This window comes from Haloarcula argentinensis DSM 12282 (genome assembly GCA_000336895.1).
Classification (GTDB): Archaea; Halobacteriota; Halobacteria; order Halobacteriales; family Haloarculaceae; genus Haloarcula; species Haloarcula argentinensis.
Genome location: AOLX01000023.1, coordinates 335164 through 354023 on the forward strand (window position 1 = coordinate 335164; position 18860 = coordinate 354023).

Consider the following 18860-nt stretch of genomic DNA (forward strand, 5'->3'; position numbering starts at 1 on the left):
TCGCTACACACGCCGGTAGATGCGGTGTCGTTTGTCGACCGCTTCGAAGGAATCCCGACACTCCGCGGGCAGCGTCTCGGTCATACCGATCATGAGATACCCGCCTTCGCGGAGAGACCCGCGGATCGTCTCGAAGATGGGGACCTTGAATTCCGAGTCGATGTAGATGAGGAGGTTCCGGCAGAACACCAGATCGAAATCACGCTTGGGGTCGCCCCGGATGAGGTCGTGTTGTTCGAACGTGACCATCTCCTTGACCCGGTCTCGTACCTGAAACGTGTCGCCGTCCTGTTCGATGTACTTCGTGTAATCGTCCAGCGGTTCCAGTTCATCAGCAATGTCGGTCGTCTGGGAGGTCGCGTAGGTCCCGTCACGGGCCTCTTCGAGGATGTCGGCGTTGATGTCTGTTGCCGTGATCTCGACCCGGCGGGCGTCGATCTCGGGGTCGTCGAGTGCCAGCATCGCCGCCGAATACGGCTCGCGGCCGTCGGCACTCGGGGCCGACCAGAGCCTGACGCGACGGTTGCTCTCCGTGAGTTCGCGGAGGACCGGCCGCAGTCGCTCCCACGCCTCAGGGTTCCGGAAGAAACCGGTGACGTTGATCGACAGCGAATCGAGCAGTTCCTCGCGCTCGCCGTCGTCGCGTTCCAGCAGTCGCTGGTAGGACTGGTAGTCCTCGGTGTCGGTCCGGCGCATCCGCGCGGTGATGCGGCGGTCGAGGTACGAGTCGTTGTAAAAGCCCGACTCGAAGTCCATCTCATCGCCGATGAACTCCACGAGGTCTTCGAAGGTGCGCTCGCTACCTTTGTTCATAGCGTCACCACGTCGAGGATGTGGACGATGTTCCCGTCGCCCAGTACAGCCGTACCCGAGAGACCGGGTGTTCCCGAGAGGATACCCTCCAGGGGCTTGACGACGACTTCTTCCTGGCTGTTGACCGAGTCACAGTGGAGCGCGACCTGGCGCTCGGACTCGCGGATGCGGACGAGCATCCCGTCGCCGTTGGCCGTCTCGCCCTCGATGTCGAAGGTGTCGTCGAGGTGGATGACCGGATAGATCTCGTCGTTGTGTTTGATGACCTCCTGGCCGTTGACCTGTTTTGCTTCCTCCGTTCCGGTAATCTCGTCCACGTTCTTGATCGGGACGCCGTACTCCTCGTCGCCGACCTTGACGAACAGCACCTTGACGATCGCCATCGTCACCGGCAGGCGCAGCGAGACAGTGGTTCCCTCACCCGGTTCAGAGTCGACGCTGACCGACCCGTCGAGCTGGGAGACCGTGTCGTGGACGACGTCCATCCCGACGCCGCGCCCGCTGGTGTCGGTCACCTCGTCTGCCGTCGAGAAGCCGGGATGGAACACGAGGTCGTACACCGCGGAGTCGTCCATCGCGTCTAGTTCCTCGGGTGATCGGACGCCTTTCTCGACGGCCTTCTCCCTGATGCCTTCCACGTCGAGCCCGGCCCCGTCGTCTTCGACTTCGATGATAACGTGGTCGCGCTCGCGGGAGGCCCGGAGCGTGATGTGGCCGGTGCGTGGCTTACCCGCCTGTTCGCGCTCCTCAGGCGACTCGATACCGTGATCGACAGAGTTCCGCAGGATGTGCATCAGCGGGTCCGAGATCTCGGTGAGGATAGTTCGATCGAGTTCGATGTCCTCGCCCTCGATCTCGAACTCGATGTCCTTGTCGAGTTCGCGTGCGAGGTCCCGGACGAGCCGCGGGAACTTCCCGACGACCTTCTTCAGCGGGATGAGCCGCATATCCATCACTGTGTTCTGGAGGTTCGCCGTGATCTTGTCCAGTTCGTTCAGCGTCTCGCCGGTGGAGTCGAGGTCGTCTTTCTCGACACCGCGCCGGAGCTTGATTCGGCTGGTGACCAGTTGCTCGACGAGCCCGTGAAGGTCGTCGAGCTGGTCTACGTCGACGCGGACGGACTTGATTTCGTCGACGCTGTGTTCCTCTTCGGCGTCCGGGTCGGGGTCCGCGCTCGAATTCGAACCTGTGTCGTTCTCGTCGACAGCATCAGAACCGGTGTCTGCCCTGCTCACCAGTTCGTCGGTCACGTCGGTCACGTCGAAGCTGTCGACCTTCCCGGTCGTCCCGAGTTCGGCGTCGACAGTCGCCGCGTCGGGGCCGTCGAGATACAGGACGAACGTGTCCTCGAACTCGCCGTCCTCGATATCGGCACGACTTGGACTCGAATCGAGAATGTCGAACCGCCCCTCGATGGATTCGACGGCCAGCATCGAGTCGACGCCGAGCATATCCGACTCCCCGACGCTGATTTCGGCCTGCAGGACCTGCTCGTCGACAGCGTCGCCGTCGATATCGGCATCACTGACGCCCGCATCCGTGGTGAGCGACTCGTCGCTGTCCGACGAGTCGCCGTCGTCTGCCGTTTCGGTGTCGCCCGCAGCGGCGGCCCCCTCTTCGAGGACGGCTCGGAGCTCGTCGACCATCTCGTCGGTCTCTGTCCCCGATTCACCATGCTCTTCGATCTCTCCGACGATGACCTCGATCTGGTCGACGCCAGCGAAGACGAGGTCCATCAGGTCCGGCGTGACCTCCATCTCGCCCTGGCGCATCTCGTCGAGCAGGTCCTCCATCGCGTGCGCGAGATTTGCTGCGTTGTCAAAGCCCATCGCGCCGAAATTGCCCTTCAGCGTGTGGGCTGTCCGGAAGATCGAATCCATCGCCTCCGTGTTGGAGGGGTCGGATTCGAGTTCGAGCAGCGAGTTGTTGAGTTCGGTAATCGCTTCTTCACTTTCACGGATGAATGCGTCTAAATACTGGTCGTCCATTGTCAGGTCACCTCAGTGGTAATCGTGTCGATAATGCCGTCTGCGATGTCGTCGATAGGCAAGACAGTGTCCACACAGCCCGTCTCGACGGCACGCTTTGGCATGCCGTACACCGCGGACGTGGCCTCGTCCTGTGCGATGGTCTTGCCACCGGCCTGCTTGATCCGCCGAATCCCGTCTGCGCCATCCTCGCCCATCCCGGTGAGGATGAGGCCGACGAGCGGGTCGTCGATCGTCTCCGCGGCCGTTCGCATCGTCACGTCGACGGCCGGACGGACACTGTTGACCGGTTCGTCTTGTGTCAGCTTCGTCCGCAGTCGGCCGTTCCGGTAGTTCTTGACCTCCATGTGTCGGTCACCGGCAGCGACGAGACCTTCACCGCCGCCGATGCGGGCCCCGTCTGTCGCCTCCCGGACCTCGTAATCGCTTCGCGTGTTGATCCGCTCGGCGAACCGGCCGGTGAACCCCTCTGGCATATGCTGGATGATGAGCACCCGGAGGTCGGCCTCGATTGGGAGGTTGTCCATTACCTGTTCCACCATCTTCGGGCCGCCGGTCGAAGAGCCGATGACGAGCGTCGGGTTCGCAACGTAGGCCGTCTGGCCTGACGAACCCCCGGTTTCTTTCCGGTCAGTAGCTGAACCGCCGGCCGTTGGTGCTGCCGCTCCATTGTCGCTACTTGTCCCGCCGCGGCTGCGCGTCGCGCCAACGTCGACCGCCGCGACGGAGCTGACCATCTCGACCAGCTGGTCCTTCAGGCGTGACATCTCCATCGACACCTCACCACCAGGTTTGGTGAAGAAGTCGACCGCACCCTTATCGAGCGCTTCGAACGTCACGTCGGCGTTTTCGTCGGTATGGGCCGACAGCATCAACACCGGCGTCGGAGACTCCGACATGATGCGCTCCGTCGCCTCGATGCCGTTCATTACCGGCATCTCGACATCCATCGTCACGACGTCCGGTTTGTGTTCGATAACGGCCGACACTGCTTCCTCGCCGTCACGCGCCTGCGCGACGACGTCAATACCGCCATCACTGAGGATATCAGAGATGACACTCCGCATGAAGTGAGAGTCGTCTGCGACCACGGCGCGGACACCATCTGCCATATCACCAACGCTCCCGTCGGATAGGAGACATCGGCGAACGAGACATCCTCATACCTACTTCCAAATCCCGTCCGGCCCCGAAATAAATACTCCGCCCACGTAATCAAAGTTGATAGCCCAGCAGGCACCTTTATGCGCCACTATCCGCGACAGTTTGGATAAGAACCGCAATGGCAACACAGTCAGCCACCACCGGCCAGGTACTCGAGTTCCAGCTCGGCTCGGAAACGTACTGCGTGAGTATCGACTACGTGACTGAGATCGTCGATATCGGCGAACTCACGTCCGTCCCGAACGCCCCGCCACACGTCCGTGGCGTCATGGACCTTCGCGGGCGCACAACATCGATCGTCGACCCCAAGGTCGTCTTCGGCATCGGAGACGAGGGCGCGGAGAAGCGAATTATCGTCTTTGACCCGGAGATCGTCGAGGAACAGGGCGCGGCCGGCTGGCTCGTCGACGAGGTGTATCAGGTCGTGCAGGTCACTCCGGAGCAGGTCGACCAGTCTCCCGCGAACGACGCCGGCTCAATTCGGGGCGTCATCAAGCGAGATGACAGTTTTGTTATCTGGGTGGACCCCGCCATTGTCCACGCTGGTGACTGATTCCGGTTTGTTTAGCGACACACCAGCAAGACTTTTTAACATTCCCGACAGAGAAGTATCTAATCAACTTCCAGTTCCTTCCGAAACTATGATTGAGCAAACCAAAACGGGGATCGAGGGCCTCGACGACATTCTGAACGGCGGCATTGTGAAGAACTCGACGACACTGGTGAGCGGCAACCCCGGTGCCGGGAAATCGATCCTCTGTCTCCAGTATATCTACAACGGCGTAGAAAAATACGACGAGAAGGGTATCTACCTCTCCTTCGAGGAAGACGAGTCGGACCTCCGGGAGGCCGCCGAATCCCTCGGCTTCGACAACTGGCAGGACCACGTCGACAACGGGAACATCAAGGTGTACGACAAGCAGGTGCTCCTGCGCGAGAACGACTTCACCTCCTCTCTGGATATCCTCCTCGAAGAACTCGAAGACGGCGACTACGACCGGCTCGTGCTGGACTCACTCGCCATGTTCGAACTGTTCTTCGAAAACGAGAAGGAAAAACGGACGTATCTCCTGAAGTTCACCGACATCCTCAGCGACAGCGGTCTCACGACGCTGATGACAAACGAACAGGGAGCCGTCTTCCCGGACACCGAGATCGGGCTGGAGAACTACCTGACCGACGGCAACATCTACCTTATCCAGACGCCGACTGATACCGGTGTGAACAGATACGTCTGGGTCGCCAAGATGCGAAAGCAGAACATCGAGACGGATATCTATCCGATGGAGATCGACCGCGGCGGTATCGATGTCCACCAAAACGCTAGCGCCTTCTCGATGATGAGCGAGGAAGAATCACCAATTTAGCGAGACAATAGAGCCATTATTACTCGGTAGAACAACGGATACAGCGGCACAGAACGCTGTTTTCGCACGAGCGCTCTGTAGTGCGTGTTTGTCTCCTTTCAGTCGATATCACAGGCGATAGCTTTATTATCGACTGAATTTATGATTTGATAACGATGGATTCAGGGGAGATTCTTCAGACGCTTGGCAATAAATACAGTGCCGAAATCCTTGACGCGACGGACGAACCAGTCTCCGCTCAGGAGCTCAGCGACGAACTCGGAATCCCCATCGCGACGTGTTACCGTCGGATCGACGAACTGACTGAGCATGACCTGCTGGAACTCCACGACAATATCCTCTCTGACGACCGCCGACGTATCAAGGTGTACCGGCGCAACGTGGACGAAGTACGGGTTGACTTCGACGACGAACTGACGGTCCACATCGAAGAGCGGTCGGAAGTGACCAACAAACTCGACGAGGCGTGGCGGACCCTATCGGAGCGGTAGAGCGCCTCATCTTAGCGTTATCACGAAAGATATTTTCGAGCGTGGATTTAATAGCGGGTTCGCTGTAGCCCTGTACAGTGCTGATGATAGAACTTCTCTATGCCATATCGACACTGGTGTTCGTCGTCGCTGGACTGACAATGGTGGGGATGGCCATGCGGGCATACATCCAGACATCCCGACAGGCGATGCTTCATCTCTCGGTGGGATTCTCGCTCGCCATCGCGGGCGCGGCCGCGACGATGATTAGCGCGTTCATCAACGACTTCGAGGGTGTGCGGTCGTTGTTGCTAGTCAACAGTGGGTTGACGACTTTCGGCTACCTGTTCGTGATGTACAGTCTCGTCACGTACGAGTGATTGTGTTTCTCAACCACATCAGCTGACCTACCTGCGAGCTGGTTTCTCTTTGCTAGGTCTCTTTCTCGAATACGGTTTCAGCGTCTACTTTCGATAGATCGCACCACCAACCAGCTTGTACGCGACACGATATCTCTCGGCTACCACCGAACCAGCTATTTCCATCGCTGATTCCGCCCTATAGAAGCAATTAAATCTGATTCTTAGAGGGGACGTAGCTCAGTTGTCTTCTTCAGGCCAAACTATCGGCGCTCTTCTGGCAAAACGCCGCCTGAGCCATTCAAGTCCCTATTATCAAGTAGTATAATTTGGGGGGAGGTATTATTACTAACGAAAAGAACGGTTGCATAGGGTCAGACAGACCCGGATTAACAATGCTAACGGAACTAACGAACGACGACGACCGCGGGCAGGTCGGTATCGGTACCCTGATCGTGTTCATCGCGATGGTGCTGGTGGCGGCGATCGCTGCGGGCGTCCTGATTAACACGGCTGGATTCCTCCAGAGCAGTGCAGAGGAAACCGGACAACAGAGCAGTGACCAAGTGACGAACCGACTGCAGCTCGTCAACGCCGTCGGTGAAGACATCCAGTCGTCCAGCAGCACGATCAACACGGTCAAACNCAACAGAGCAGTGACCAAGTGACGAACCGACTGCAGCTCGTCAACGCCGTCGGTGAAGACATCCAGTCGTCCAGCAGCACGATCAACACGGTCAAACTAACCGTAAAGAAGGCACCCGGTGCAGGGAACATCGATATTGGCAGTACGATCGCCCAGTGGGTCGACTCCAGTGGCTCGTACGACCTTACCTACGAAGGTACCTACGACGGTGACCCAGGTTCGAGCGAATTCTCCGTCGCCGACGTTCAGGACGATGACGGGTCGATTTCAGGGAGCCAGGTCCTGAATGACCCGTCTGACCGCGCGACGATCATCTTCAGCGCTGAAGCGATTCGCGGTGGCAACGCTGATGATGGACTTGGCGAGGGTGAGACGGCGACGGTTCGCCTGAACACCCAGTCCGGTGGCACGACGACCGCTCGGCTGGTCGTCCCGGAGACTCTGTCTGGTAACTCCGCAGTCAGCCTCTAAGACGTCATATCTTTTAGTTTCAATTGCCGGTATACTCATAGCTCATTCTGCCTTCTGTGCGCTTTCCATCGGAGAGCTTGCGGCGTAATACTGACTCCGGCACACACAGTCATTTGCGGCTTATTACACGGACACTCATTATCCGTTGACTACCGATCTCAGAGATAGAATTCAGCATTCCGTCTATTTCTCGAGCAATTATCGGCCTCGACTGCTGAGACCGACTCTCACAGCTGCCAGAGTTGCCGTTATCAACTCGTATAATTTGAGAGGAGGTATTATTACCCGTGAAAAGAGTCAACAGATAGGGTCAGACAGACCCGGATCAACAATGCTAACGGAACTAACGAACGACGACGACCGCGGGCAGGTCGGTATCGGCACCCTGATCGTGTTCATCGCGATGGTGCTGGTGGCGGCAATCGCTGCGGGCGTCCTGATCAACACGGCTGGCTTCCTCCAGAGCAGTGCAGAGGAAACCGGCCAACAGAGCAGTGACCAAGTGACGAACCGACTGCAGCTCGTCAACGCCGTCGGTGAAGACATCCAGTCGTCCAGCAGCACGATNAGAGGAAACCGGCCAACAGAGCAGTGACCAAGTGACGAACCGACTGCAGCTCGTCAACGCCGTCGGTGAAGACATCCAGTCGTCCAGCAGCACGATTAACACGGTCAAACTAACCGTCAAGAAGGCACCCGGTGCGGGGAATATCGATATCGGCAGTACGATCGCTCAATGGGTCGACTCCACCGGCTCGTACGACCTCACCTCGTCTGGCTACAGTAACACCCCGGACCCCGACGGGTCCTCCTTCGCTGTCAATGATGTTCAGGACGACGACGACTCGATTTCAGGGAGCCAGGTCCTGAACGATCCGTCTGACCGCGCGACGATCATCTTCAGCGCCGAACTGATCCGCGGCACCGGCAATGGTGACGGTCTCGGTGAGGGTGAAACGGCAACGGTTCGACTGAACACCCAGTCCGGTGGTACGACGACCGCTCGGCTGGTCGTCCCGGAGACTCTGTCTGGTAACTCCGCAGTCAGCCTCTAAATTCGGCCATCTTCTCGCTTCGACGCAGTTCTCTTTTCGTCCACCCCGACCAGCGACGGAGTTATACGATAGCCACACACACTAGTACTCATGGCTCGGCGGTCAGACGAACCGAATCCGGAAGAGGGCAAGGTACTCTCGCCCGAAGAGCTCGACATCGCCGACGACGAGCACGTCACTGAAATCGACGAGGGCCGATACGTTGTTTCGTCGGACGTCCGCACTGACGACTCCTACGGGAACCAAGTCTCATCGGATTCGGCATCTGAATCTCCGCCGTCTCCTACACCGGACCCGGAGCCGTCGGCTCCCGAATTCTCCGATGCGAACGTCCACGAGTGGCTGGCCGAACAGATGGCCGACTCGAACGCCAGATACGGCTTCGACGTGACTGCGAAGTTCGACGGCGACGTCGACCAGCAGCAGCTCGCTTCTAACGACATCGTCACCGTCTTCGAGAGCTTCATGCTCTGGTACGGTCGCCAGATGGACGGATCGACACCGGTCGAAGAAGTGCTGGGTATTCTGCTGTCGGAATCGAACGTGCCGGTTCGCTACCCGCCGGCGGTCATCAAACAGCTCGTCCGGTCGACGCAACTGACGCCGGACGATTCTATTGCTGATCTCTTGGAAGCCGTCGAGGCTGCCGACGGTGCCGAACTCTGAGACGGGCTGCTGTCGGTCATTTCCACAACGACCACCTGCAATCGGCCAATTATCGCGATGCACAGGGACAGCGACCTGTCCAACTGACGAGGGATTTAAATCCGGGCACGGTAGTGTGTAGGGTAGATAATGGTCCCGCGCTATCCGCCGACGGTCGTTGCCCTGTTCATTCTGGTAACGCTCGTCGTGACGGGACCGCTCGTCGGCGTCGACGCTGTCAGGACACAGCCGACGACTATCGGCGACGGGACGGCAGCTATCAGCTCCGTCCAATTGCCCACATCGGAAGTACGGATCACGGACGGCCGATTCGGCACGAACGTTGCGTATCTCCGAGTGCCTGATGCCAGCGTGACCGTCGATTCTGTCACGGGCCGACCGAGGCTGCTGTATCAGGTCGCGATCCCTGCGCTCGACATTTCTCGCGAAGACGAGCAGGTCCTTTCGAAAGGTCAGTCCGGAACGTACCGGCTCGCACCCGGTGACAGAGCGGTCACGCCGTCGTCACTGGAGCGGGAGGTGTACAATGGAACCGTCCTGCTTCGGGTCCAGAGCTTCGAAGCTGCTGAGACAATCGTTGCTGAAAACGTGACAGTGCAGGTGGATCGATGACCCGAGACGTCGGGTGGTTCACTGGCCGCTGTCGGCAGGCGAGAAAGGCAGTCTTTGGTGACCGCTACGGCTACGCCCTCTGGCTCGGCCTGCTCGTTACGTTCGGGCTCTACTGGCGCGTTGGTATTTTCGTCACCGACACGTACACCACTGCCAACGCGCTCGTCGCTGTCTCGAACGGACACCTCCACATCACGGAGACGCCGTACACCCTGACGCTCGGCGCACAACCTGGCCTGCACGAGGCCGGCGGCAGACTGTACGGGCGAAACTACGGACAAATCCTGCTGGCTGTCCCGCTGGTCTGGGCGTTGCAAGCGCTGTCCGTGTTCATTACACCCCGGCTACTGCTCCTTGGACTCTGGTCGGGCACTGCACTCGTCTTCGTGGCTCACGTCAGCGTGCTCGGACAGCGCCACACCGATACCGCCAAGCGAACGGTGCTGTGGGTCGGTAGCGGTCTCGTCGCTGTCCTATTTCTGGTCGGTGCGCTGACAGCGACAGCCCTCCCGGACACGGCGCTCCCGATAGCTGCGTTCCAGATCTCGACGATGCTTGCGGCAGCGACGACCGGCGTCGTTCTCTACCGCCTCGTCGGAATCTGGCATGACCGCTCGGTCGCTTTGTCGGCCGGTGTCGCAATCGGTATCGCCTCGTCTGTCGGGTTCTGGGCCTCGCTTCCGAAACGGCACGTTCTGGTGGGGTTGTTGCTACTGACGACGGTGTACCTGTTCGCCAGGAGCCGAATTGCGTATGCCGACTCCAGAGACCGACTCGCGCTCGGCTTTCGTGCCGGTGCGTACGTCGCCGCTGGACTGGTAACCTGGACCCATGCCTTCGAGGGGTTCTTCCTCGTGGTGACGCTGGCCCTCGTGGACCTGATCACTGCAAGGCGAAACTCGCTCGTTCATCTCGCTATCATTGGTCTCGCGCTCTTCCTCGGATCGCTCCCGATGCTCGTGACGAACTTCCTCATCTCCGGTAACCCGGTCAAACCGCCGCGGTTGCTCTCCGCCGTTGGGGGTGCAAACGTCGAATTCACGCCTGATACCGGCGGTGATGCCGGAACAGGTGGTGGTAGCGGTGCTGGCGGCAGTGAAGGTACTGGAACGGATGGTGGTACTGGCGGCAGTGGAGGTGTTGGAACGGACGGCGGTACTGGCGGGGGGTCCGATGGAAGTGACGCTGGTGGAACCAGTAGTGGTGATTCCGCAGGGCCGGGCGGTGATACCCGGACGCCAATCGTAACGCCGATTCTCGGTCTGTTCAAACAGGTCTTGGGACCTGCGGCACCTGCGATGGCGTTCACCTCGGATGCGGTCAGTGGTGGGCTCGACGTACTGACTACGCCGGATCGAATGTCACAGATTTTCCTGCGGAGCGGCTCCGCGCCGCGGATCAACTACGGTTATAATTCATACGAAGCAATTGAACTCACGATGCTCGAGGCCGTCCCGCTTTTTGGTGCGGTCGCAGCACTCCCTGTGGTCCTGCTCCGGTCAGCTAATCAGCGGCTACAGCAATGGGATGTCCGCCCATCGCAGTATTCCCCTCGAACGCAGACCGATCTGCTCGTCACAGCCCTCGCGGCTGTGTTCACGCTCGTCTATCTGAGCCGCCTGCCGCTGCACGCACAACTTACCGTTCGATATCTGTTGCCGACGGTCCCGCTCATCATGTACGGAGTCGTTCGGTTTCCCGCAGTCCACGAACCCATCAGCGACGCGAGGCGGTGGCTTGTCGGTGGGTACGCTGTGAGTGTCGTCGGGGGCCTTCTCCTTGGACTCGGTGTCGTTACCGGACTCGATCTGGCGCTCGGGGAGGCGGTACAGCTCCACGCACTCCTCAACCTCGGTGGGGCAGCAGTCTGTGGCGGGACTGTGCTGGGCCGCACACTCGCACCGAGCCGGGTCCCGTCCAGAGCGGTCGCAGTGGGTTTGAGCCTCCCGGCGGGACTAACGACAGCGTATCTCTTCCTGTCGGGGCTCGTGTACTTCCAGTATGGCCCCTTCGCGCTCGATTTCATTCGCGTTCTCACACCGCATCTCCCTGCGGTGTAACTTGGTTTCGGGACCCACCGATATCACACGCGATAATTTACGGGACACCTTTATCTAACTCATCACGATATGTAGGCTTGATAGGCATGCCAGACGTACTGATCGCCGACGATTCAGAGTTTATGCGTAACCTCCTCCGCGAGATTCTCGAAGAAGACCACGAGATTGTTGGGGAGGTCGAGAACGGAGTCGAAGCTGTCGAAGTGTTCAAAGAAGAAGGGCCAGACCTGGTGATGATGGACATCGTGATGCCCATCCGGGATGGCATCGAGGCCACGGACGAGATCAAATCTTCCAATCCCGATGCGAACGTCATCATGTGTACAAGTGTCGGCCAGGAAGAGAAAATGAAGGAAGCAGTGAAAGCGGGAGCTGACGGATACATCACCAAGCCGTTCCAGAAACCTAGTGTGATGGAGGCTATCGAGGACGTCGTTCCCTCATAGATGAACGTCGATATTCAGTCGCTCGGTACGTTCAACCAACTCGCTCACGAGGGGGCAGAACAGGCCACGCAGTCGATGGGCCAGATGACGGGCATCGATGCCGTCGTCGACGTAACCAAGATAACGCTGCTCGACAGAGCAGATGTCGGCGAGGAACTGGCCGGACGTGACTTCGTCGGCGTCCAGTTCTCCTTCGACGGCGTCCTGGAGGGCGATACCGTTCTTGCCTTCGACGTAGACAGCGCCGGCACGATCACCGAGGAGATGATGCCCGGTAGTAGCGACGACGAGGCGATGGCCAGGAGTGGCATCGAGGAGATCGGCAACATCATGATGAGCGGGTTCATCGACGGCTGGGCCGACTACGTCGGCGCGACCATCGACCATTCGCCGCCGGAGTACATCGAGGAGTCCGGCGGTGACGTGCTCCCTGATGCACCCGAGAACGGCGACCATCAGCAGGTGTTCGTATTCAAATCGGAGATCGAATGGATCGACGAATCGGTGAACTTCTACATCTACATGCTCCCTGAGTACGACTCGCTCACGGAGATGATGGTAGAGCACGTCGATACGGACGGCGACGCCATCCCAATCGACAAGCTCCAGACGTTCAACGAGATGACGACCAGCGGCACCCAGAAAGCCGCTGACAACGTCGAGATGATGACCGGCATCCCGACCGAGTCGGAGGTGACACAGATCAGTTTCGCCCCCATCGAGGACGTGCCAAAGCAGATCGGCACGGACACGTTCGTCGGGACGGTCGTCGAGTTCACCGGGACGCCCAGTGGCTACCTCATGGTGCTGTTCGACGAGGTCTCGGCGATCAACGTCGCGGAGGCGATGATGCCCATCGAGATGGATAGCGACGAACTAACCGACCAGCACAAGGCCGCCATCGAGGAACTGGGGAACATCATGACGAGCGGGTTCGTCGACGGCTGGGCGAACGTCCTCCAGACGTCAGTCGAACACACGCCGCCGCGGGTCGTCCACGACATGGGACGGGCGATCATGGATCCGCTTGCGGCGCAGGTCGGACAGTATCAGGAGCACGCGTTCATCATCGACTCCCAGATGCAGACCGACGACATCGAGTTCCAGGCTGAGATTCACGCCCTGCCCAATGAGAAAGAGTTGCGCGCCGCCCTCAACGACCTCGATGTCGAGCGGGCGACCGAGACGGGCGCGGACGTGGAACAGATATTCAAATAATGAAAGTATACGATGGTAGCCAAACAGAGAGTCCCGAACAAAGTACACCCGAGCGTATCAAAGTCGGCATCGCGGAGTACAAGGTGACCACAGAGCCGGCTGTGCTGACCACGAGCGGACTGGGCTCCTGTATCGGGATCGCAATATACGATACCCGTAACACGGTGGCCGGACTCGTCCACGTCATGCTTCCGTCGGCGGCTGATATCGACGGCGGCAACCACGCGAAGTTCGCGGACACGGGCATCGAAGCGCTCATCGAGGCCATGGCGGATGCCGGAGCGTCGACGGAGGCGATGGAGGCCAAAATCGCTGGCGGGAGCGATATGCTCGATTTCTCCGAGAACGGCTCTTCTATCGGGTCGCGCAACGCCAAGAAGGTGCGCGAGACGCTGGACGAACACGACGTTCCCGTTGTCGGTGAAGATCTGGGTGGCGACCACGGCCGGTCTGTCAAACTCGAAGCGGACACCGGCAATTTCATCGTCAAAAGCGCGAACACGGATTCGATAACGCTGTGACGTCTGCGAGTAGGACGTATACCCGAGGTGCGGCGTCAGACGGGCGACAGCCGTTCGTCTGCCGGGGGCGCACTGACACACTCTGTTCCCCGACCTTCCGGCCGAAATTAATTTGAAATGTAATAGGCTAGTACTTGAATGGTTAATTTACTGTATGTGAGCCGGTAAAATGGGATATTATTATCAAATATGATACGCTAAGGGGAATATTCAAGAGTAGAAACAGCATGAGATACAACAGATGAGTAGTCCCGCTCTCGTGCCACTGGCTCCAGCCGTCTCACCGGAACTGGTTGGACTGGCACCCGCCCTCTTTGTCCTGTTGACCGGCGGGCTGGTTGGTATGAGCATCAAGAACATGTTCGACTCGATTCTGTCGGACGACGAGAGCGGGGACGCGAGCGAGGACGGTGGCGGCGGGATGGCCAACGGCGGCGGCCTGATGGGTGACGACGGTGGCGGTGGCGACGACCTCGGCGGTGGTGGCGACGATCTCGGGGGCCTTGGCGGCCTCGACGATGACGGTGACGACATGGGCGGGTTCGGTGACGACGAGTTCGGCGACATGGAAGACGCGAGCGGGCCTGACACCGACGAACTGGAACACCGGCTCGACGAACTGGAAAACGAGGTCGGGAGTCTCTCCTCAACTGTCAACACGGTGCGGACGGAAAACGAGAGCATCTCCGAGTCCGTCGAAGAAACCGAGGAGAACGTTCGGAAACTGCTCGACATCTACGAGATGGTTACCCGTGGCGTCAACCCCTTCGCCGACGATGTCGACGGCGGTATGGGCGGCATGGGCGAAGGCGGCGGCTCCTTCGGCCTGTTCGACGACGACGGGAGCGACGATACCGAAGAGGATATCGACGACGACGTCGCCAATGCCGACGCAGAGGGCTTTTTCGACGAAGACCTGACGGAGGATACTGGTGGCGACATGTCGATGGACGACGGCGGTGTCGACGACATGTTTCCCGACGACGACGGCGACGACATGGGCGGCTTCGAGGACGACGGCGGGTCGTTCGACGAGGAGTTCGACGACTTCGACGACACGGAGGACGACATGAGCATGGACGATGGGATGAGCATGGACGACGGGGAGAGTATGGACGAGGACAGCGACGACGGCGACGGCGGCAAATCGTTCGCAGAGCTCAAAGACGAGTACGAGTCCGGCGACGCCGAGTGGGCCGAGGGCGAGGAACCAGAGGAAGAAGCGGACGACGACGATGACCTGCTTGCGGACGACGACGATGATCTGCTGGCCGACGAAGACGACGACCTGCTGGGCGAGGAGGATTCGGACGACGATATGGGCGGGCTGGAAGACGACGACCTCTTCGACGAGGTCATCGAAGACGACGGGAGTGACGAAGCCGAGGCGGCCACGGAAGCTGACCCGGAACCGGAGCCCGAACCGGATCCAGAGCCGGAACCCGAACCAGTTGTAGAATCGGAACCGGAGCCCGAGCCGGAACCGACTGCTACACAGACTGATACGGCGGCTAGCGGCAGTAGCGATGAGGAAGTGGTAGACGACGGCTCGGACGCAGGTGCGGACGACGACGGGAAACCGTACCTGGCGACGATGCCGGAAGGGTTCGCGGCGGACCTCATCATCGTCGAATGGCTCGAGTTCCTGGTCCAGCACTCGGGCTACCGTGAGACGGCTCGCGCTATCGACTACTACGAAACTATTGACTGGATCGACGAGTCGGTCGCGGACCAGCTCAAGGAGTACCTCCGCGGCTTCGACGACGTGAACGACACTGGGGATGGGCTGTCTATCGACCACCACACGGAGAGCCTGCACTACATCTCGCAGCTTGACAGTGACAGCGGGGCCGACGCTGTTGCGCTCTCGAAACTGGTCGGTGGAGGTGGTTCCGATGGGATTCAGCGTTAGCGGCTCGGCAGCCGTCATCTTCGTGGCTGCGTTCATCGGCTTCGGGATGTTCTACTCCGCGACCGCGAACAGCTTCGAGCGTGTCAACGACGCCCGCGAGGACCAGCGCGACCGGCTCCTCGACCAGCAAAACACCGACATCTCGCTTGTGTCGGTGACGTGGAACGCGAGCGGGAACGACAACCTCGTCGTGACCATCGACAACACCGGCTCGGAGACGCTGTCGGTCGAAGCGACTGACCTGCTGGTCGACAACGACTACCGAACCGGCTACGGCACGACCGTCGACGGTGACGGGTCGACGGATGTCTGGGCGTCACAGGAGCGGTTGGAGATTACCGTCTCCTCGCTCGGTAGCCAGCCCGACCGGGTGAAAGTCGTCGCCGAGAACGGCATCGCCGAAACGACGGTGGTGAGCTAACATGGCGAGCGTCTCCGTCTCACACCTGATCCTGTTCATCGCGTCGATGGCCATCGCCGCGAGCGTGGCAGGCGTCTTTACGAGCAGTATCGGCGAACTGAGCAACGCTGTCTCGGAGCAAGGGCTGGACGTGAGCAGCGATGTCCGGACCGACGTGGAAATAATCTCCGACAGCGGCAGTAACACCATCTACGATGGCGACGCGAACACAATCACGATCCACGTCAAAAACACCGGTTCAGAGACGTTAGCTCCGGTTCCCGGACAGGTGGATGTGTTCGTTGACGGGACCTTCGCCAGTGACTACACGGTGACGCTGGAGCCAGACGGTGGCAACAGCTGGCGGCCCGGTGAGGTCGTTCGCATCGACATCAGCGACAACCTCAGCGGCGGGGATCACCGGCTCAAGCTCATCGTCAACGGCGACGAGGAGGTGCTCGAGTTTAACACATGAGTATCGCAAGTACTGACCTATTCTCGCTCGGACTGGACGATCACGACCGGCTGAACAAGGAACTGGGCGGCGGTATCCCACCCGGAAGCATCATCCTCGTCGAAGGGGACTACGGGGCCGGCAAATCCGCCATGAGCCAGCGGTTCACCTACGGCCTCTGTGAGGAGGGGCACGAAGTGACCTACCTCTCGACGGAACTCACTGTCGGGAGCTTCCTCGACCAGATGCACTCGCTGTCGTATGACATGGTCGACCACATCCTCGATGAGGACGTGTTGTTCCTGCACGCCGACATCGGCGAATCAAACGCCCTCACCGGCGGAGACGACCAGACCGACCGGAAGGAACTCCTCAAGCGGCTGATGGAGGCCGAGGTGATGTGGGATGCTGACGTCGTCGTCATCGACACCTTCGATGCGATCCTCCGGAACGACCCCAAGTTCGAGGCCCTCGTCCGGCAAAACGAGGAGCGACAGGCTGCTCTGGAGGTCATCTCTTATTTCCGGGATGTCATCTCACAGGGGAAGTGTATCATGCTCACTGTCGACCCGTCGACGCTGGACGAGGAGGCTATCGGTCCGTTCCGAGCCATCGCCGACGTGTTCATCGAACTGGAGATGATCGAGGTCGGCAACGACGTGCGCCGGCAGATCAACGTCCTCCGATTTGCCGGCATGGGCGAACAGGTCGGTGACACCATCGGGTTCTCGGTCCGCTCGGGAACCGGCATCGTCATCGAATCGCGCAGTGTCGCCTAGAGGTGAGCTAAGATATGACAGATCACGGACGTGCGAAACCGTCGGACGAACTTCGGCAGATGGCAGCGCGGCGGCCCCACCTGCGGGACCACCTGAAGAAGTTCAAGCAGATCACCGGTGAGTTCCCGATGCTCATCGACGAGGCCGACGACGACTACGAGACGAACCGGCCGAACGTACTCTATCCGGTTGGTGGCCCCATCTTCTGTCATATCTACGGGGATGTGGGGCAGGACATGAAGTACTACGCCATTGAGCCGGAACTCGACGAGGACGAGCGGGCCGTCTTCGGGAAGGTCCGGAACCGCCTGCTCCAGCGTAGTGTCAACAAGCCCGCGCCCGAAAACGAGGCCCAGTTCGACGACCGTATCGAGGAACTCCTGCAGGAGACGACCAAAGTCCGGGACGAGGACAGCGACAGCGGCGTTCTCACGCGCCTGTCGAACCTCACCGATGTGAGCAGCGTCGAGGTCACACAAGAGACCTACGAGAACATCCTCTACCGGCTGAACCGCGATATCGTCGGCCTCGGCCCGCTCGAACCGGTTATGCGTGACCCTGCCAACGAGGATATTCACGTTATCGGCCGGAGCGAATGCCACGTCGACCACGGAGTCTACGGGATGCTCGAAACGACTGTCGAGTGGCAGAGCGAGGAGGCCTTCGACCAGTGGCTCCGGAACATGGGCGAACGGATGGGCGACCCGGTTTCGGACTCGGACCCCATCGTCGACTCGACGCTCCCGGACGGGTCGCGTCTGAACCTCATCTACTCCGACGACGTGAGCCTCAAAGGGCCGTCACTCACCATCCGTCAGGGTGACGACGTTCCGCTATCCATCTTCCAGATTACCAAGTGGATGACGCTGTCGCCGCAACTGGCCGCGTATCTCTGGCTCTGTCTGGAGAACGAACAGACGGTGTTCGTGGTCGGGGAGACGGCGTCCGGGAAGACGACAACGCTGAACGCGATCACCTCGTTTATTCCCGACGACGCGAAGATCTACACCGCGGAGGACACCGCCGAGGTGCTCCCCCCGCACAACACCTGGCAACAGCTCCTCACCCGTGAGGGGGAAGACGAGGGGACCAGCATCGACATGTTCGATCTGGTCGCCGCCGCACTGCGGTCCCGCCCTGACTACATCATCGTCGGGGAGGTTCGTGGTGAGGAGGGACGGATGGCGTTCCAGGCCGCCCAGACCGGCCACCCGGTGATGCTGACGTTCCACGCGAGCGACATCGTCTCGATGATTCAACGCTTCACCGGCGAACCGATCAACGTTCCCGAGACGTTCATGGACGTGGCCGACGTGGCACTGTTCCAGAACCGCGTCAAGCAGGGCGATCAGGTCCTGCGCCGTGTGACCAGTGTTCAGGAAATCGAGGGATACTCCAAGGAGATGGACGGTGTCGTCACCCGGCAGGTGTTCAACTGGGACCCCGTCGAGGACGAGAT

The 18860-nt window shown here is 59.8% G+C and carries 18 protein-coding genes and 2 pseudogenes; 17 read left to right on the forward strand and 3 right to left on the reverse strand.

The annotated features are described in order from the left end of the window. Window positions 1-3: 3 nt before the first annotated feature. The 3 genes from C443_RS14800 to cheB are packed head-to-tail and all read right to left on the reverse strand — an operon-like array spanning window position 4 to window position 3913. Window positions 4-813: a CheR family methyltransferase gene (locus C443_RS14800; RefSeq protein ID WP_005537365.1), complete on the reverse strand. Its 810-nt coding sequence runs from the start codon at window positions 811-813 to the stop codon at window positions 4-6. Continuing rightward, window positions 810-2801 (reverse strand): chemotaxis protein CheA, encoded by a 1992-nt coding sequence (gene cheA / locus C443_RS14805; RefSeq protein ID WP_005537367.1) that lies wholly within the window; start codon window positions 2799-2801, stop codon window positions 810-812. Before cheA ends, C443_RS14800 begins: the two co-directional genes overlap by 4 nt. Before the next feature lie 2 nt (window positions 2802-2803). Continuing rightward, window positions 2804-3913 (reverse strand): chemotaxis-specific protein-glutamate methyltransferase CheB, encoded by a 1110-nt coding sequence (cheB, locus tag C443_RS14810; RefSeq protein ID WP_005537368.1) that lies wholly within the window; start codon window positions 3911-3913, stop codon window positions 2804-2806. 170 nt (window positions 3914-4083) lie between these two features. On the opposite strand from cheB, the gene C443_RS14815 reads away from it, so the two are divergent. The 17 genes and pseudogenes from C443_RS14815 to C443_RS14900 all read left to right on the forward strand — a co-directional run. Beyond that, the gene (locus tag C443_RS14815; RefSeq protein ID WP_005537369.1) at window positions 4084-4518 is read left to right on the forward strand and encodes a chemotaxis protein CheW; all 435 of its coding nucleotides are present in this window, start codon (window positions 4084-4086) and stop codon (window positions 4516-4518) included. Between the two features lie 88 nt (window positions 4519-4606). Further along, on the forward strand, window positions 4607-5332 hold the full coding sequence (locus C443_RS14820) for an RAD55 family ATPase (RefSeq protein ID WP_005537370.1): 726 nt from the start codon (window positions 4607-4609) through the stop codon (window positions 5330-5332). 155 nt (window positions 5333-5487) lie between these two features. Then, a complete protein-coding gene (locus C443_RS14825) occupies window positions 5488-5823 on the forward strand; it encodes an ArsR/SmtB family transcription factor (RefSeq protein ID WP_004515272.1) in 336 nt (111 codons plus the stop codon). Window positions 5824-5906: 83 nt separating this feature from the next. Then, window positions 5907-6182: a DUF7521 family protein gene (locus C443_RS14830; protein ID WP_004590763.1), complete on the forward strand. Its 276-nt coding sequence runs from the start codon at window positions 5907-5909 to the stop codon at window positions 6180-6182. Between the two features lie 374 nt (window positions 6183-6556). Further along, a pseudogene (locus C443_RS22410) lies at window positions 6557-7278 on the forward strand (archaellin/type IV pilin N-terminal domain-containing protein). A gap of 331 nt (window positions 7279-7609) precedes the next feature. Continuing rightward, window positions 7610-8333, forward strand: a pseudogene (locus C443_RS14845) (archaellin/type IV pilin N-terminal domain-containing protein). Window positions 8334-8423: 90 nt separating this feature from the next. Further along, window positions 8424-8999 (forward strand): DUF7500 family protein, encoded by a 576-nt coding sequence (locus tag C443_RS14850; RefSeq protein WP_005537373.1) that lies wholly within the window; start codon window positions 8424-8426, stop codon window positions 8997-8999. A gap of 129 nt (window positions 9000-9128) precedes the next feature. Beyond that, complete coding sequence (locus C443_RS14855; RefSeq protein ID WP_005537374.1) at window positions 9129-9611, forward strand: hypothetical protein; 483 nt, start codon at window positions 9129-9131, stop codon at window positions 9609-9611. Further along, on the forward strand, window positions 9608-11671 hold the full coding sequence (locus C443_RS14860; RefSeq protein WP_005537375.1) for a hypothetical protein: 2064 nt from the start codon (window positions 9608-9610) through the stop codon (window positions 11669-11671). Before C443_RS14855 ends, C443_RS14860 begins: the two co-directional genes overlap by 4 nt. Before the next feature lie 86 nt (window positions 11672-11757). After that, window positions 11758-12117: a chemotaxis protein CheY gene (gene cheY / locus C443_RS14865; RefSeq protein ID WP_004515265.1), complete on the forward strand. Its 360-nt coding sequence runs from the start codon at window positions 11758-11760 to the stop codon at window positions 12115-12117. Continuing rightward, window positions 12118-13335, forward strand: a complete 1218-nt coding sequence (locus tag C443_RS14870) for a chemotaxis protein CheC (RefSeq protein ID WP_005537376.1) — start codon at window positions 12118-12120, stop codon at window positions 13333-13335. After that, window positions 13335-13856, forward strand: a complete 522-nt coding sequence (locus tag C443_RS14875) for a chemotaxis protein CheD (RefSeq protein WP_005537377.1) — start codon at window positions 13335-13337, stop codon at window positions 13854-13856. The genes C443_RS14870 and C443_RS14875 overlap by 1 nt, the downstream gene beginning before the upstream one ends. Before the next feature lie 241 nt (window positions 13857-14097). Next, window positions 14098-15768 (forward strand): FlaD/FlaE family flagellar protein, encoded by a 1671-nt coding sequence (locus tag C443_RS14880; RefSeq protein ID WP_049944078.1) that lies wholly within the window; start codon window positions 14098-14100, stop codon window positions 15766-15768. Then, the gene (locus C443_RS14885) at window positions 15752-16189 is read left to right on the forward strand and encodes a flagellar protein F (RefSeq protein WP_005537379.1); all 438 of its coding nucleotides are present in this window, start codon (window positions 15752-15754) and stop codon (window positions 16187-16189) included. Before C443_RS14880 ends, C443_RS14885 begins: the two co-directional genes overlap by 17 nt. 1 nt (window position 16190) lies before the next feature. Beyond that, the gene (locus tag C443_RS14890; RefSeq protein ID WP_005537380.1) at window positions 16191-16643 is read left to right on the forward strand and encodes a CARDB domain-containing protein; all 453 of its coding nucleotides are present in this window, start codon (window positions 16191-16193) and stop codon (window positions 16641-16643) included. Then, window positions 16640-17401, forward strand: a complete 762-nt coding sequence (locus C443_RS14895) for an ATPase domain-containing protein (RefSeq protein WP_005537381.1) — start codon at window positions 16640-16642, stop codon at window positions 17399-17401. Before C443_RS14890 ends, C443_RS14895 begins: the two co-directional genes overlap by 4 nt. Before the next feature lie 14 nt (window positions 17402-17415). Continuing rightward, window positions 17416-18860: type II/IV secretion system ATPase subunit (locus tag C443_RS14900; protein ID WP_005537383.1), on the forward strand; the 1445-nt coding region annotated here is incomplete at its 3' end.

Coding starts and splice junctions, on each gene's coding strand:
- cheB (WP_005537368.1), bottom strand. CDS start 3,913: ATGGCAGATGGTGTCCGCGCCGTGGTCGCAGACGACTCTCACTTCATG.
- C443_RS14895 (WP_005537381.1), top strand. CDS start 16,640: ATGAGTATCGCAAGTACTGACCTATTCTCGCTCGGACTGGACGATCAC.
- C443_RS14890 (WP_005537380.1), top strand. CDS start 16,191: ATGGCGAGCGTCTCCGTCTCACACCTGATCCTGTTCATCGCGTCGATG.
- C443_RS14870 (WP_005537376.1), top strand. CDS start 12,118: ATGAACGTCGATATTCAGTCGCTCGGTACGTTCAACCAACTCGCTCAC.
- cheY (WP_004515265.1), top strand. CDS start 11,758: ATGCCAGACGTACTGATCGCCGACGATTCAGAGTTTATGCGTAACCTC.
- C443_RS14860 (WP_005537375.1), top strand. CDS start 9,608: ATGACCCGAGACGTCGGGTGGTTCACTGGCCGCTGTCGGCAGGCGAGA.
- C443_RS14850 (WP_005537373.1), top strand. CDS start 8,424: ATGGCTCGGCGGTCAGACGAACCGAATCCGGAAGAGGGCAAGGTACTC.
- C443_RS14815 (WP_005537369.1), top strand. CDS start 4,084: ATGGCAACACAGTCAGCCACCACCGGCCAGGTACTCGAGTTCCAGCTC.
- cheA (WP_005537367.1), bottom strand. CDS start 2,801: ATGGACGACCAGTATTTAGACGCATTCATCCGTGAAAGTGAAGAAGCG.
- C443_RS14880 (WP_049944078.1), top strand. CDS start 14,098: ATGAGTAGTCCCGCTCTCGTGCCACTGGCTCCAGCCGTCTCACCGGAA.
- C443_RS14855 (WP_005537374.1), top strand. CDS start 9,129: ATGGTCCCGCGCTATCCGCCGACGGTCGTTGCCCTGTTCATTCTGGTA.
- C443_RS14830 (WP_004590763.1), top strand. CDS start 5,907: ATGATAGAACTTCTCTATGCCATATCGACACTGGTGTTCGTCGTCGCT.
- C443_RS14800 (WP_005537365.1), bottom strand. CDS start 813: ATGAACAAAGGTAGCGAGCGCACCTTCGAAGACCTCGTGGAGTTCATC.
- C443_RS14875 (WP_005537377.1), top strand. CDS start 13,335: ATGAAAGTATACGATGGTAGCCAAACAGAGAGTCCCGAACAAAGTACA.
- C443_RS14820 (WP_005537370.1), top strand. CDS start 4,607: ATGATTGAGCAAACCAAAACGGGGATCGAGGGCCTCGACGACATTCTG.
- C443_RS14885 (WP_005537379.1), top strand. CDS start 15,752: ATGGGATTCAGCGTTAGCGGCTCGGCAGCCGTCATCTTCGTGGCTGCG.
- C443_RS14825 (WP_004515272.1), top strand. CDS start 5,488: ATGGATTCAGGGGAGATTCTTCAGACGCTTGGCAATAAATACAGTGCC.